The organism is Pseudovibrio sp. W64, from assembly GCF_001623145.1.
GTDB lineage: Bacteria > Pseudomonadota > Alphaproteobacteria > Rhizobiales > Stappiaceae > Pseudovibrio.
Map to the genome: position 1 here is coordinate 38,591 of NZ_LMCI01000030.1, position 14,274 is coordinate 52,864.

Sequence of the window (14,274 nt, forward strand, 5' to 3'; positions counted from 1 at the left end):
GTTAATCCTGCTTGGTTTTAGCTTGATGTATCAAGGGTTATGCTCCCTTATATTGAGAGTGCTTTGGTGCAGGTCAATAGGTTGCTTTTAATCTAATGCTGGTAGAATTGGTGCGTAGGTGTTAAAACATCAGCACCCTAAAGAACTAAAGTAGGAAAAAATGAGCTCGCAGATTGCTAACGAACATCAAGATGTAACAGGGATGCTAAGAGACGCAGGTCTGCGCCCTACACGTCAGCGCGTGGCACTGGCTGAGCTTCTTTATTCTCAGGGTAATCGCCACATCTCGGCGGAAGTCCTTCACGAAGAAGCTATCCTTGCGAATGTGCCCGTCTCTCTGGCGACAGTTTACAACACACTTCATCAGTTCACTGAAGTTGGTTTGCTGCGTGAAGTTGCTGTTGAAGGAACAAAGACTTACTTCGACACCAACACTTCTGAGCATCACCATTTCTTCCTGGAAGATGAGAACCGTGTAATCGACATTCCAGACAGTGGCCTGACACTAGACAACTTGCCAGTCCCACCTGAAGGAATGGAAATTTCCCGCGTGGAAGTGGTTGTTCGTCTCCGTAAAAAGCAGATGCATTAAGAGCCTCTGCTTTTTCTCAGGCAACTTCTTTCAAGATTTTCTCTTTGCTTTTGCAAAGATCATAGATGATGCAGCGATCGCACGCCGGCTTGCGCGCCTTACAGATGTAACGGCCATGTAGGATCAGCCAGTGGTGTGCGTGCTGCATAAAATCTTGCGGTATTATCTTTTCCAGTTTCAACTCAACATCCAGCGGTGTTTTGCCGGGGGCAAGCCCTAACCTGTTTGCAATCCTGAAGAGATGCGTGTCTACCGCAATCGTCGGCTGCCCAAAAGCGATATTCAACACCACATTAGCTGTTTTACGGCCAACACCCGGCAAAGCTTCCAGCTCCTCACGGGTTTGCGGAACCTGCCCACCATGATGCTCAATCAGCATTTGAGAGAGCAAAAACGTGTTCTTTGCTTTGTTTTTATAGAGCCCGATTGTGCGGATCTCTTCACGGATCTTATCTTCTCCAAGAGCAACCATCTTCTCTGGCGTATCTGCAATCTGGAAGAGATGTTTTGTCGCTTTGTTCACTCCGGCATCTGTTGCTTGAGCGGAAAGCACAACAGCAACCAGCAGCGTGAACTCGTTGGAATGATTAAGCTCCCCTTCCGGTTCTGGATTGTCTTTTTCAAATGCCGCAAAGATTTCGTAGATCTCGGCTTTAGAATACCTTGATCTGGAAACCGGCTTTTTGCGTGTACTGGAAGAAGATGCAACCTTCTTTGTTTTGGTAGCGTCAACCATAGGACTCTCGAAGGAAATAAGTGACTTTGCGTAGGCTATGAAAGCTCTATACTCTTAAGCGATAAAGAGTAGCAATGAAACAGAGTGCGAAATAGCACCAATGCCCCATGATCTTCAAAAGCGGGAGCCTTATCCCCCTTTCTTTCAGGCTGTTCTAACCCCGCACCGCTCACTGTCCCGCCGGGGCGTGAACATCGTTCTTTGGTGCGCTGGCTTGATTGCTGGCTTTTATTCGCTCGTGCTTGTTCTGATGGGATTATGGCCCGCGCCTATCCTCCTATCATTACCTGTTCTCTTTCTCTGGCTCGCGTTCAGGCACAACTTTGCGACGGCCGAAACCTATGAGGAAATCAGCGTTTCCCCGCTTGAGGTTAGATTGAAACACGTCACGTACAAAGGCGACGTGCAGGAGTATGTGCTCAATCCGTTTCACATGAAACTCCATATCGAACGGGATGATGATGTTGGAGTTACGCGCATTTTGGTGCGTTCTGATCAACTTTTCCTCATTGTTGGTGCGTTTTTGAACCCGGATGACCGGACAAGCTTCGCCTCTGCGTTTTCTCAGGCAATCCACTCCGCGCGCAATCGTGGGTTTGATCACGCCTGAGCCTGAAATACTCTGTTTCCATGTACTCGCGTTTCGGGTGGCTCTCAGGCTGAGGATCATCTAGATTTTACCTAATGAGAAACGAAATCTAAGAGCCGTGAATCAAGATGTTTAATGCAGCCAATCTCGCAAATGGCACGTTTGTAGAAGACAGTTCTGCTCTTGAGGACTATCGTGTCGTCCAGAAAACCCTTCAAGGCATCTCCGAGAATTGGAGGGAACAACCCTCCCTTGAAGAGCTTGCCTACAGCGTTGGCCTTCAGCCAATTCAGCTTCAACGGGTGTTTTCAAGATGGGCAGGCATTACTCCTAAACAGTTCCTGCAAGCCATCACCATCGATCACGCACGCGCTCTTTTGCAAGATTCTGCCAGTATTCTGGAAGCCTCGCTCGAAGTTGGCCTCTCAGGCCCTGCCCGTTTGCATGACTTGTTTGTGACCCATGAGGCGATGACGCCCGGCGACTACAAACGGCGTGGTGCAGGCGTAAAAATCAGTTGGGGCTTTCACCCCTGCCCGTTTGGGATTGTCCTGCTGATGGTAACAGAGCGTGGTCTGGCAGGTCTTGCCTTTGCTGATGCTGGTGAAGAGGCAAAAGCACTTACTGACATGAGCGAACGCTGGCCAGCTGCTGAGTTTGAAGAGAACCAGCAACTCACCGCTCCTTACGTCTCCCGCATCTTCGAACCAAATAAATGGAAGGAAGATCAGCCGCTTCGTGTTGTCTTCATTGGTACGGACTTTGAAATCCGCGTTTGGCAAACACTTCTGAAAATTCCTTTAGGCAAGGCTACCACATATTCGGAGATCGCGAATAACCTCGGTAATCCCAAAGCCTCTCGTGCTGTTGGAACAGCCGTCGGAAAGAACCCGCTGTCCTTCGTCGTTCCGTGTCACCGCGTCCTCGGGGCAAAGGGCAATATGTGTGGCTACCACTGGGGCATCACTCGTAAGCGCGCCATTTTGGGCTGGGAAGCTGGCGTTTCCGGCGTTCTGGATGGCATTGCTGCCACGGGCTAATCGTTTCACGTCCGTTTCAATATCAGGCAACAAAAAAGGCGAGCACAAGGCCCGCCTTTTTCATTTGAAAATCAAATGACTTACAGGTCAAATCCAAGGATCTTGCCAACAGTGAAGACGTCCTTGTCACCACGACCACAAAGGTTCATGACGATCACTTTGTCTTTGTCCATCTTAGGCGCCATCTTGATCACCTGAGCAAGCGCATGGCTTGGCTCCAGAGCTGGAATGATACCTTCAACGCGGGTCAGCATCTGGAATGCATCCAGAGCTTCCTCATCGGTTGCAGGCACGTAGTTCACACGGCCTGTATCCTTCAGCCAGGAGTGCTCAGGGCCGATACCAGGATAATCCAGACCTGCTGACACGGAATGTCCTTCAAGGATCTGTCCGTCATCATCCTGCAGCAGATAGGTGCGGTTACCATGCAGTACGCCCGGCTTACCTGCGTTCAGCGAGGCACAGTGCTCTTCACCCTGAAGGCCTTTACCACCAGCTTCAACGCCGTAAATCTCAACGGATGGATCATCAAGGAACGGGTGGAACAGACCAATCGCGTTAGAGCCACCACCAACTGCAGCAACGAGAGCATCTGGCAATTTGCCTTCTGCTTTCATCAACTGTTCTTTGGTTTCTTCCCCAATCACAGACTGGAAGTCACGAACCATCTCTGGATAAGGATGCGGGCCAGCAGCTGTACCGATCAGGTAATACGTGTCATCCACGTTGGTTACCCAGTCACGTAGCGCTTCATTCATCGCGTCCTTGAGCGTACCAGCACCCGCAGTAACGGGAACAATTTCAGCCCCCAGCAGTTTCATGCGGAACACGTTCGGCTTCTGACGCTCAACGTCAGTTGCACCCATGTAAACAACGCATGGCAAACCAAAGCGCGCACAAACTGTTGCGGTCGCAACACCATGTTGACCAGCACCGGTTTCCGCGATGATGCGGGTTTTACCCATACGTTTAGCCAGCAGGATCTGACCAATACAGTTGTTGATCTTGTGGGACCCTGTGTGGTTCAGCTCATCGCGCTTAAAGTAAATCTTCGCGCCGCCCAGCTCTTCTGTCAGGCGTTCAGCGAAATAAAGCGCAGATGGGCGACCAGTATAGTGGGTGTTCAGGTTTTCCAGCTCTGCCGCATATGCTGGGTCAGCCTTCGCGTCACTGTAAGCCTTTTCCAGATCCAGGATCAAAGGCATGAGCGTTTCAGCTACGAAACGACCCCCAAAATCACCAAAGTGGCCGCGATCATCCGGACCGGAACGCAATGTGTTGGCTTGCTGGTTCATTAATTCTTCCCAAATTCACTCGGCAACGCTGCGCGCTTCACGCACAAAAGCCTCAATCAACTCGATGTCTTTAACGCCCTTCTCGCGTTCGACGCCGGATGAAACATCGACATCACTCACTCCGGAGATTGCCAAAGCTTCGCGGACGTTTTCAGGGCTTAAGCCGCCAGAAAGCATGATAGGCTTTCCAAGTTCTAGGCCTTGTAGCAGTTTCCAGTCAAAGCTGACACCATTTCCTCCCGGAATATCGGAATTTTTTGGTGGCTTTGCATCAAGAAGAAATCGATCTACATGCGGAACATAGGGCGCAAGTGCCTCCACGTCTTCTGCAGATGAAATCCCGCAGGCTTTCATCACAGGCAGACCAAAAATCTCCCGAATTTCGGCACAGCGCTCAGGGCTTTCACTCCCGTGCAGCTGCAAAACATCTGGTGAGATAGTGTCGACAATTTCCTTCAGGCCTGCATCATCCATATTCACAGTAAGCGCAACAATCTGCGTTTTGCCGCGCACATGGTCTGCCAGCTCTTTGGCTTTAGCCATCGGAACATAACGCGGACTTTTCGGAAAAAAGACAAATCCGATCATATCGACTTGTTCTTTCGTAACCGCGTCCGCAGTTTCCTTTGTAGAGATGCCGCAGATTTTTATCATAGCGGAAGAGACCATATTTGCACCGTGTTCAAGCAATACCAGAATGACCGTTAGACCAAAATTATCGGGGTTTGTCACCCTGTTCTGGTCATTTATGGAACCTCAACTGGACGGGACCAATGAGAATATCTGTAGTTTATCGCGGTCATCTGATGACCCTTGGTATATGTGGAGCACTCGTTGCTTTTGCAAGCAGCTCCCCAGCACAGACAGTCTACCAGCACCAGCCACAAGTGCCCATCGGGTTTGATCAGGCATGCGCTGGCACGTATGCAGTTAAGCCATTGAAGTCAGGCGTGCTTAACCTCCGTACCGGCCCCGGAACCAATTACAACGTCATCGGCCGCCTCATCCCCAATCAGGCAATCAACATCGCCGACTGCAAAGGCAACTGGCTAGGCATCCGCGACGCCCAAACCTCCGAACAAATCGGCTGGGTCTACAAAGGCTACATGCGGCGCGTCTGACCGACGCACTCACTCTTCCTTGTCAGCTTCTCAGCTTATCTTTTAGGTTGAGAAGCTCCCTTGGTGGCATCAGCGTTCACATCCCCATCAAAGTGCATAATTGTGATTGCTTCATCCTTGTGTTGCTTAGCTTTCAGTCTAACATATTCTTCTAGTTCAACTTTTCTCGCCGTGGGGGATTTACTATCCACTTCAAACCACTCACCTTCAGTATTCCTTCGAAGAGCAATAAAATGAGCTCCTGCTCCTACAATCAATCGATCTACGGTGCCGTCTTTCGTAAGGTCTGTGACTTTCTTCACATTAGCTTGAAGGTCTGCTTCTGAGTTAGGCTTATCAAGATGGGTATCCTTTAGGTTAGGCACTCCGAGTTGTTGTTGTTTTGATTTTATTATGGCCATACCAGTATGAGGATCTGCTCCACGTTCTCGAATATAGTCTTCAGGTGTCATTCCCTCGTAGAGCAACTCGAATTGCTTTTTTGCGGATTTAAGGAAAAAGCCATCAGCGTCTTCTGAAATCTGACGGCGCATCTCTTCGATTGTTAAGCCAGGATAATACTCGCGTACTTCCCCAAAAGTTATGATATCGGACTGGTTTTTGTAACCTTCACAGGTATTTTGTAAAAGAGCATCTTCCATGTCTTGCGGAGATACTGCTCCAAAACCCAAACACGCATTAAGAGCATGCTTCAGACAAAACTTACCGTCTTGTTCCTCGCAGTAGAGTTCTGGATTAGGGCCGCTAGGCGTTTTGCGAGAGTCGACGTTGTTCAGAATGCCCGGGGCTGCATGCTTGTAAGGTACAAGAATATACTTCTTTTCCGACATTATTTCTTGAACTTCACGCATTAAGCCAGCAACTTGCTCAAGGAGAGCCTCTGCTTCTGCCATGTTACCTGATCTAATTGAACGTTCAATCATCGGTATCAATTCTGAACTCAACAGTTGGCAGTTCTCAAAAACTGGGATTTTGTCTTCATTAGGTATGCTTGCTTTCAACCCCTTCAAGGATTTTGCCCATTTTTTGGCCTCAGCGATATTTGGAGTAGTGATGGGTTCTGGTTCTGCGCGCTTTTCTTCTTGTGCCGATCCCGGCTGCTGCTTTACACAGGCCTGAAGGTTTTTGCTGACATCTTGAAGTTGCTGCAGAGTATCTCGGGCAGCTTTTGTGTCATTGTTTTCCAGGTACAATTCAATCTGACTAACCATCTGATCAGAAAGCATTTTATAGGTTGCAATTTCATCCAGGATTTTTGGATCTGAAATCGTGGATTCATTCGCTACCGAGACTGCAATCACATTTTTTAACTGTTTCAGTTGATCAGTTAAGGCCTGTTTTGCTCCATCATCACTAGTTTTTTGAGCACCCTGCGTTTTGGGGTGTTGTTGAGGAGTATTATTCAGATCAAGGATTTCCTGGGCTTTTTGATAGAGCTGATCAATCAAGGGTAAGCGTTGCTCAGAGTATTCGATACGACCGTCACGTCTTGAAGAAAGCATAACGCCTACATCTCGGATTGTTTTGTCTGCTTGCTCAATCATCGAGACAAATTGTGCCATTAGCTGCTGGTCAGTGATCGATGCCTGTTGCTGCTTCAGACGCTTTTCCCTCTTTCTTGCTTCTTTCAATGCGTTGCGAATAGAGCTAGCTCTTTGCCTTGTTTCTTCTAAAAGACGTTCTTCATTAAGCTGAGCTTCTTGGTGTGAAGCTATGGGATCGGATTGACTGGGTGAGGCAGTTTGATCGTGAGGCGATGGTTGCTGCTCTGGCGCCTGCAAATCGGGAGAACCTTGAGCGGATTCTAAGAAGAACCGCATTGAGTTGATTGCATCCTCACAAGTAGCAAGTTTGCCTCGTGCTTCCTGAAGTTTCCGATCCTCTACATACTGCTTGCCTTCGGTGATATAGGTCTGCGCCGCACTGTTATACTGAGCAAAGCTGCTGGCAAGAGCAGCATCTTTGATCTCGGACCCAGACCTCAAAAGCTCGTTGAGATTTGCTTGAGCCACATCCAAAGATCCTGTGCAATCGGAAAGAGCTTTATTTAGCGCATTTTGAGCTGCATTCTTCGAAGCTGAGTTTGGCCGCGACCGTCTTCCTGTCGGTTGATTAGTTGCTTGTTGTGTTGCAGCTTCCTTTGCGCTGACCACGCAACCTATCAATGCTTCAGTTAAGTTCTTAAGCGTCGCTAAATTGGCTGCAATAGCTTCTTCAGAGGAACGACCATGACCTTCAATGAGATCCTCTGTCTCCGCTAGCAAGCTGATAGCAACTTGATAGTTCTTTTCAAAATCCCGTTTGAGGGCTTTGTCAGGAACTTCATTTACCTGCTGATAGCAAGATTGGATTTCAATCCGTGTCGTTTTCAATTGCTTGCTAAGGCTTGGATCAACGGGAACAAATTTGACGTAGCTCTCTACTTTCTCAACCAGATTACCGAGGACCTTCAACTCTGTCTGACAGGCATCAAGTTCATGTCGTTTAAGCAAGCCCTCAACTTGCTTAATTTGTACTTTTACTCGCTTTGAAGAATCGGAGAATGCTTTTTGCTCCTGTGGGGATTTAATGGTTTTGCGCAGCCCGTTGGCTTCCGAAAGACGGGTATTAGTGTCTTTAATAGCCGTTTTAATATTTTCAGTTTCGCGAACAATCTGTTTCTGTATTTCAAGTACTTGCTGGACGCCTTGTAATTGCGCTTCCGCATCAAAAAGCCTCTGATCAGCGCCCGCCGTATCTCCGCTTTTTACCAGGTTGGTGACGTATGTCATTGTCGAAGCAGCTTGCTTGAAGAGTTGATCGAACAGGGTTTTTTGATCTTTTGAAACGAGTATTTTTCGCTCAGCCTTGTATCCTTTCAACTTTGCTGAAAATTCTGTTGCACGTTGTTGCAGAGCTTTAAGTGGATCAACGTGCGGTGCTGCGCTTTCAGCGGTTTGCTTGCCATCGATGCCATTTTTCTGCGGCTCGGAAGCCCGACTCTTCCCTACTAAAATTCCGATACCATCAACGAGTGCTGCGATGTCATCCAGTGTGCTATCCGCATCAAGAAAATCGCCAGTTTGCAATAGATAGTCTGCATTCTTCATGCGACTTTGAGTTTGCTCGCAAAGACTATCAAACGTTTGCATTTGAGCGTCTGTTTGGAGAGTGGGTTTTAGCGCCTTGTAACTCTTAAGTTCTGCTTTGTATTGAGCAGAACGACTTTTGCAGTGAGCCTCAATCGAAGCAGGAGTGGGGTCGCCGTCATATGCATCGAACGGCCATGAGTTTTGCTTGTAAACCTTCTGCGCCCATTGGTACTCAGTAACTTCGAGCGTACCTTTAACCATAGATCGACTCCCAACTTTCCCAGGCCCTTAAGGCTATCAATGTTGAGGCCAACAATATCTATAAACACGGACCCAATTCGCATGCATTTAGATAGCAAGGTGAAGAGAGGTTTGAGACTGTTTGGCCATTTTTGAGAGATCTGTAATTAATATAATTTCTTTCAGATAGAAGTGTAGTTTCATCAGAGGCTTAGGGAATAAAAAAGCGCCGCAGAAGCGGCGCTTTTTCTGATCTCACAATTCCGTCAGACCTAAGTGATGTTGTAGGCCGCAATAGCTGCCATATTGAAGATCTCGCTATCCTTGGCACCCATCGGTACAATCTGAACCGGCTTGTCCATACCAACCAGAAGTGGGCCAATAAGTGTTGATCCGCCAAGCTCTTCCAGCAATTTCGTCGCGATGGAAGCGGAGTGGAACGCAGGCATAATGAGCACGTTTGCAGGTCCATTCAGGCGGCAGAACGGATAAGCCGCCATCTTCTCCATGTTAAGTGCAATATCTGCACCCATCTCACCATCATACTCAAAGTCTACCCGGCGACGATCAAGGATCTTAACGGCTTCCTGAAGACGCTCTGTTCGCTCACCTTTCGGGTGACCAAATGTGGAGTACGCCAGCATAGCAACGCGAGGCTCGGACCCAAGACGGCGGGCAACATGCGCTGCTTCTTCCGCAATATCCGCCAGTTCCTCTGAGGTCGGCATGTCATGAACAGCCGTATCGGCCACAAGAACGGTTTTGCCCGGTGTCACAACAAGTGAAACGCCAATCACGCGGTGCCCCGGTTTGGTATCGATACAGCGGCTGACGGTTTCCAGCGCAACGGAATAGTTTCGTGTTGTTCCCGTTACAACGCCATCAGCATCACCGCGCGCAACCATAATGGACGCCCAGTAGTTACGGTCATTGTTGACGAGACGCTGACAATCACGTTGCAGGTAGCCTTTACGTTGCAGGCGAGAGTACAGATATTCCGCGTAATCTGCATTGCGGGTGGAGGATCGCGCACTTTCAAGGCGAATGCCTGGGCGGTTCACATCAATACCGGCAGATGTCGCATTGGCGCGGATCTCATCTTCACGGCCAACAAGGATAGCCTCACCCAACCCTTGTGCAACAAAGGCGGAAGCTGCACGAATAACCGCTGGCTCTTCCCCTTCCGCAAACACAATGCGCTTCGGATTTTGACGCACTTTGGAGATGATCCGCTGCAAAGTACCGGCAATCGGATCTCGGCGACCCTGTAGCTGCGCACCATAAGCATCCATGTCCACGATCGGGCGACGTGCCACGCCGCTATCCATCGCAGCCTGTGCAACTGCTTGAGGAATACGGGAAATCAGGCGCGGATCGAACGGAACCGGAATGATGTATTCGGGACCGAAACGAGGACGGCTGCCACGATAAGCTGCTGCCACTTCATCAGGAACATCTTCGCGAGCCAGCTCAGCAAGCGCCTGAGCGCAGGCAACTTTCATCTCATCATTAATGGTTGTTGCATGAACGTCCAACGCACCGCGGAAGATATACGGGAACCCAAGAACGTTGTTCACCTGATTCGGGTAATCAGAACGACCCGTTGCAACAATCGCATCCGGGCGAACTTCCTTGGCTTCTTCCGGCGTAATCTCAGGATCCGGATTCGCCATCGCAAAGATAATTGGGTCCGGCGCCATGGTCTTCACCATGTCAGGTGTCAAAGCACCCTTGACGGAAACACCAAAGAACACATCGGCACCATCCAGCGCGTCCTCAAGGGTGCGCTTGTCTGTCTTCACAGCATGGGCGCTCTTCCACTGGTTCATCCCAGCTTCACGACCCTGATAAATCACACCTTTTGTATCGCAGAGAAGAACGTTCTCATGCGGAACACCCATCGCTTTAACAAGCTCGATACAAGCAATGCCAGCCGCGCCCGCGCCATTACAGACCACTTTCACATCTTTGATGTCGCGATCTGTCATATGAACTGCGTTGATCAAGCCTGCAGCAGCGATAATAGCTGTGCCGTGCTGATCATCATGGAACACCGGAATGTCCATGATCTCACGAAGGCGCTGCTCGATGATAAAGCAATCCGGCGCCTTGATGTCTTCAAGGTTGATGCCACCGAAGGAAGGGCCGAGGTGCTTTACAGAGTCGATGAACTCCTCAACGTCGGAAGTGTCCACTTCAAGGTCAATGGAATCCACATCAGCAAAGCGCTTGAAGAGAACTGATTTGCCTTCCATCACTGGCTTGGAAGCCAATGCGCCAAGGTTTCCGAGGCCAAGAATAGCGGTACCGTTGGAGATAACCGCAACCATGTTGCCTTTGGTGGTGTAGTCGTATGCCTTGCTTGCGTCTTCTGCAATTGCCAGCACAGGAACAGCAACGCCAGGAGAATAGGCCAGGCTCAGGTCGCGCTGAGTGGCCATTGGCTTGGTTGGCGAGATTTCAAGCTTGCCCGGTTTGCCTTCGTTATGGAAGGCTAACGCGTCTTGGTCAGTAAAGCTGACCTGCGAGCTTGCTGTTTTATCAGTGGTTGGCATGCGAAAAATTCCTCACCCTCAAGCGCAGTGTTCTTTTCAAATATCACTGGACGACATTATCCCCGTAAAATCTCGTTCTCAAGCTGTGAACTAAACTGACACGGGTGAAACACATAGAACCATTTGCTAGTGTCTGCGCCATGACTACAGCAGATATTGAAAAGCCTTCCCCAGCAAAAGGCCGCGTCACACCCATGATGGCGCAATATATTGAGATTAAGACGGCAAATCCGGACAGTCTCCTGTTCTACCGAATGGGTGATTTCTACGAGCTGTTTTTTGAAGATGCAGAAGTTGCATCCCAATCTCTCGGAATTACGCTCACCAAACGTGGCAAGCATAATGGTGATGATATTCCCATGTGCGGCGTTCCCGTGCATGCCGCTGATGATTATCTGCAAAAACTGATCGGCCTTGGCCACCGCGTTTCTGTCTGTGAGCAGACGGAAAATCCGGCAGAAGCCAAAAAGCGTGGCTCTAAATCTGTTGTTCGCCGCGATGTGGTGCGCTTGGTGACACCGGGTACGATCACGGAAGACCGCCTTCTGGATGCCAGACGAAACAACTTCCTTGCCTCGTTAGCGCGGGTCAAAGGCGGAAGCACGGCTGACGGAAACCTCTATGGTCTCGCCTGGATTGACATGTCCACGGGCATGTTCCGCGTGGCTGAAAGTGACGATGTGCGCCTTGCTGCTGATCTGGCGCGCATTGATCCATCAGAATTGGTGCTTGCTGACGCACTTCTTCAGGAAACCGAGTTGCGAGCGACAGTCGAAGGACTTGGCGCTGCCCTTTCTCCTGTTCCTCGCACGTTTTTTGATGGCGCAAACGCTCAGGATCGCCTCTCCACCTACTTCTCCGTCGGCACGCTGGACGGGTTCGCCAACTACACCCGGGCTGAACTGATCGCAGCCAGCGGCATTCTGGCTTACATCGACAAAACTCAGCTCGGCGAGCGCCCTCCTTTGGATCCTCCGGTCAAAGAAGCCGCTGCAGGCCAGTTGCTGATTGATCCGGCAACCCGCGCCAACCTTGAGCTGACCCGTACGCTGTCCGGCGAACGTCGAGGCAGCTTGCTGTCCGCCATTGATAAAACCGTGACCGGAGCGGGTTCTCGCCTGCTCGCCAGTCGTCTGTCCGGTCCCCTTACGGATCCGGAACAAATCCGTCATCGTCAGGACACCATTGCGTTTTTTGCGTCCGACACCATGCAGCGTGAGGATATCCGCAGCCTGCTGAAGTCCGCGCCGGATATGTCTCGTGCACTGTCCCGTCTTGCAGTGGACCGTGGTGGCCCGCGTGATTTGCAGTCCATCGCGTCTGCAATGAAATCTGCGCGAGAAATCGCAGGTTTGCTGGCCTCTGGCGGCGCCGTCCCTCAGGAAGTTGGCTTTGCCGTGCAAAAGCTGGAGCAGGCACCGCATGCGTTGGGTGAAAAGCTTAGCGTCGCAATTGCAGAAGAACCGCCACTTCTCAAGCGAGACGGCGGTTTCATTGCGCATAACTATCATCCAGACCTTGATGAGCTCAAAGCCCTTCGCGATCAGAGCCGAAAAGTCATCGCACAGATGCAGGCGGATCTGGCTGAGGAGCTTGGAATCCGCTCACTGAAGATCAAGCACAACAACGTGCTTGGCTGGTTCATGGAAGCGCCGACCGCGCAGTGTGATCCGATGAAGGATGACCCTGCTCGCTTCATTCACCGTCAGTCTATGGCTGGCGCCATGCGCTTCACGACCACCGATCTTGCTGATCTGGAAAGCAAAATCGCAAGCGCTGGAGAGCGTGCCCTTGCGATTGAACTGGAAATATTCAACGAGCTGACCAAAGCTGTTGTTGAAGCCGGTGGCCAGATCAAAGCAGCAGCTGAAGCTCTCGCCATACTGGATGTTTCAACCTCTCTTGCGGTTTTGGCAGAAGCGGAAAACTACATCCGTCCAACTGTAGACGGCTCGCTCGCATTTACGATTGAAGGCGGTCGTCACCCTGTGGTGGAGCAAGCCCTTCGCAAATCTGGCGAACCTTTTGTGGCAAACAATGCCAATCTTGGCCCGCAGGAAACCTATGAAAACGGCCAGATCTGGCTGATCACTGGTCCCAACATGGCCGGTAAATCAACCTTCCTGCGCCAGAATGCATTGATCGCAGTGCTGGCTCAAATGGGTAGTTTCGTTCCTGCAACGACTGCTCACATTGGCATTGTAGATCGCTTGTTCTCTCGTGTTGGCGCGGCTGATGACCTTGCCAGAGGCCGCTCAACCTTTATGGTTGAGATGGTGGAAACGGCTGCCATTCTCAATCAGGCAACGGACCGCTCTCTGGTTATTTTGGATGAAATCGGACGCGGAACAGCGACTTTTGACGGTCTTTCCATTGCATGGGCTGCCATTGAGCATCTGCACGAAACCAACCGCTCTCGTTCGCTCTTCGCGACGCACTATCATGAAATCACAGCACTCTCAAAGCGTTTGGAGCGTCTCAACAACGCGACCGTGCGTGTGAAAGAGTGGAAAGGCGATGTTGTCTTCCTTCACGAAATCGTCGAAGGCGCTGCTGATCGTTCCTATGGTATTCAGGTCGCAAAACTAGCTGGTCTGCCGAAGACTGTTGTCAGCCGCGCGCAAAAGATCCTGACGCAGCTGGAAGAGCAAGACACCAACAAGCCTGCTGAGACGCTTTTGGATGATCTGCCGCTCTTTGCATCCTTCTCGCAGCCTCTGGAAACCATTCCGGAACCGGAAGAGCAAGAGGAAGCCTTTGTTTCCAATGAGCTTGTTGAACTGCTGGAGACCTTTGATCCTGATGATATGACACCGCGTCAGGCCCAGGAAGCGCTCTATGCTCTCAAGCAAAAGCACAAACAGCTCAGCTCAAACTGAGCTGAGTACTGAAAGCACAAACAGTTTTAGCACCGCTGGAGATTTCCGGCGGTGTTTTCATGTGAAACCCGATAGGCGGGATGAGCAAGGCGGCAGGCAATACCTGCGCTACTTGTTTAAAAATGTTTCTTCAGCATTGGCTACACGCCTTGCCCG

Annotated in this window: 10 protein-coding genes; 5 read left to right on the top strand and 5 right to left on the bottom strand. The window is 50.3% G+C overall.

Features of this window, described 5'->3' with window-relative positions:
* Positions 1-160 precede the first annotated feature (160 nt).
* Positions 161-592 (top strand): iron response transcriptional regulator IrrA, encoded by a 432-nt coding sequence (irrA, locus tag PsW64_RS13025; RefSeq protein ID WP_057463201.1) that lies wholly within the window; start codon positions 161-163, stop codon positions 590-592.
* A 16-nt stretch (positions 593-608) separates the two neighbouring features.
* Here irrA and nth read toward each other — a convergent pair whose 3' ends face one another.
* A complete protein-coding gene (gene nth, locus PsW64_RS13030) occupies positions 609-1,328 on the bottom strand; it encodes an endonuclease III (protein ID WP_063286235.1) in 720 nt (239 codons plus the stop codon).
* A 100-nt stretch (positions 1,329-1,428) separates the two neighbouring features.
* On the opposite strand from nth, the gene PsW64_RS13035 reads away from it, so the two are divergent.
* Both PsW64_RS13035 and PsW64_RS13040 read left to right on the top strand, forming a co-directional pair.
* Positions 1,429-1,938, top strand: coding sequence for a DUF2244 domain-containing protein (locus PsW64_RS13035; protein WP_208980764.1), 510 nt, complete (start codon positions 1,429-1,431; stop codon positions 1,936-1,938).
* Between the two features lie 107 nt (positions 1,939-2,045).
* Entirely contained in the window at positions 2,046-2,957 is a 912-nt protein-coding gene (locus PsW64_RS13040) for a methylated-DNA--[protein]-cysteine S-methyltransferase (protein WP_063291214.1), read from the top strand.
* Positions 2,958-3,037: 80 nt separating this feature from the next.
* On the opposite strand, the gene trpB is transcribed toward PsW64_RS13040, so the two are convergent.
* Both trpB and PsW64_RS13050 read right to left on the bottom strand, forming a co-directional pair.
* Entirely contained in the window at positions 3,038-4,252 is a 1,215-nt protein-coding gene (gene trpB, locus PsW64_RS13045) for a tryptophan synthase subunit beta (protein WP_057463198.1), read from the bottom strand.
* A gap of 15 nt (positions 4,253-4,267) precedes the next feature.
* Complete coding sequence (locus PsW64_RS13050; RefSeq protein ID WP_063303882.1) at positions 4,268-4,984, bottom strand: phosphoribosylanthranilate isomerase; 717 nt, start codon at positions 4,982-4,984, stop codon at positions 4,268-4,270.
* A 41-nt stretch (positions 4,985-5,025) separates the two neighbouring features.
* Here PsW64_RS13050 and PsW64_RS27925 point away from each other — a divergent pair, with 41 nt between their 5' ends.
* Entirely contained in the window at positions 5,026-5,373 is a 348-nt protein-coding gene (locus PsW64_RS27925) for an SH3 domain-containing protein (RefSeq protein ID WP_208980766.1), read from the top strand.
* 35 nt (positions 5,374-5,408) lie between these two features.
* On the opposite strand, the gene PsW64_RS13060 is transcribed toward PsW64_RS27925, so the two are convergent.
* Positions 5,409-8,705: a hypothetical protein gene (locus PsW64_RS13060; protein WP_063303884.1), complete on the bottom strand. Its 3,297-nt coding sequence runs from the start codon at positions 8,703-8,705 to the stop codon at positions 5,409-5,411.
* 251 nt (positions 8,706-8,956) lie between these two features.
* Positions 8,957-11,239, bottom strand: coding sequence for an NADP-dependent malic enzyme (locus PsW64_RS13065; RefSeq protein WP_063303885.1), 2,283 nt, complete (start codon positions 11,237-11,239; stop codon positions 8,957-8,959).
* A 140-nt stretch (positions 11,240-11,379) separates the two neighbouring features.
* Here PsW64_RS13065 and mutS point away from each other — a divergent pair, with 140 nt between their 5' ends.
* Positions 11,380-14,118 (top strand): DNA mismatch repair protein MutS, encoded by a 2,739-nt coding sequence (gene mutS, locus PsW64_RS13070; RefSeq protein WP_063303886.1) that lies wholly within the window; start codon positions 11,380-11,382, stop codon positions 14,116-14,118.
* The last annotated feature ends 156 nt before the right edge of the window (positions 14,119-14,274 follow it).

Coding starts and splice junctions, on each gene's coding strand:
- irrA (WP_057463201.1), top strand. CDS start 161: ATGAGCTCGCAGATTGCTAACGAACATCAAGATGTAACAGGGATGCTA.
- PsW64_RS13065 (WP_063303885.1), bottom strand. CDS start 11,239: ATGCCAACCACTGATAAAACAGCAAGCTCGCAGGTCAGCTTTACTGAC.
- PsW64_RS27925 (WP_208980766.1), top strand. CDS start 5,026: ATGAGAATATCTGTAGTTTATCGCGGTCATCTGATGACCCTTGGTATA.
- trpB (WP_057463198.1), bottom strand. CDS start 4,252: ATGAACCAGCAAGCCAACACATTGCGTTCCGGTCCGGATGATCGCGGC.
- nth (WP_063286235.1), bottom strand. CDS start 1,328: ATGGTTGACGCTACCAAAACAAAGAAGGTTGCATCTTCTTCCAGTACA.
- mutS (WP_063303886.1), top strand. CDS start 11,380: ATGACTACAGCAGATATTGAAAAGCCTTCCCCAGCAAAAGGCCGCGTC.
- PsW64_RS13040 (WP_063291214.1), top strand. CDS start 2,046: ATGTTTAATGCAGCCAATCTCGCAAATGGCACGTTTGTAGAAGACAGT.
- PsW64_RS13060 (WP_063303884.1), bottom strand. CDS start 8,705: ATGGTTAAAGGTACGCTCGAAGTTACTGAGTACCAATGGGCGCAGAAG.
- PsW64_RS13035 (WP_208980764.1), top strand. CDS start 1,429: ATGCCCCATGATCTTCAAAAGCGGGAGCCTTATCCCCCTTTCTTTCAG.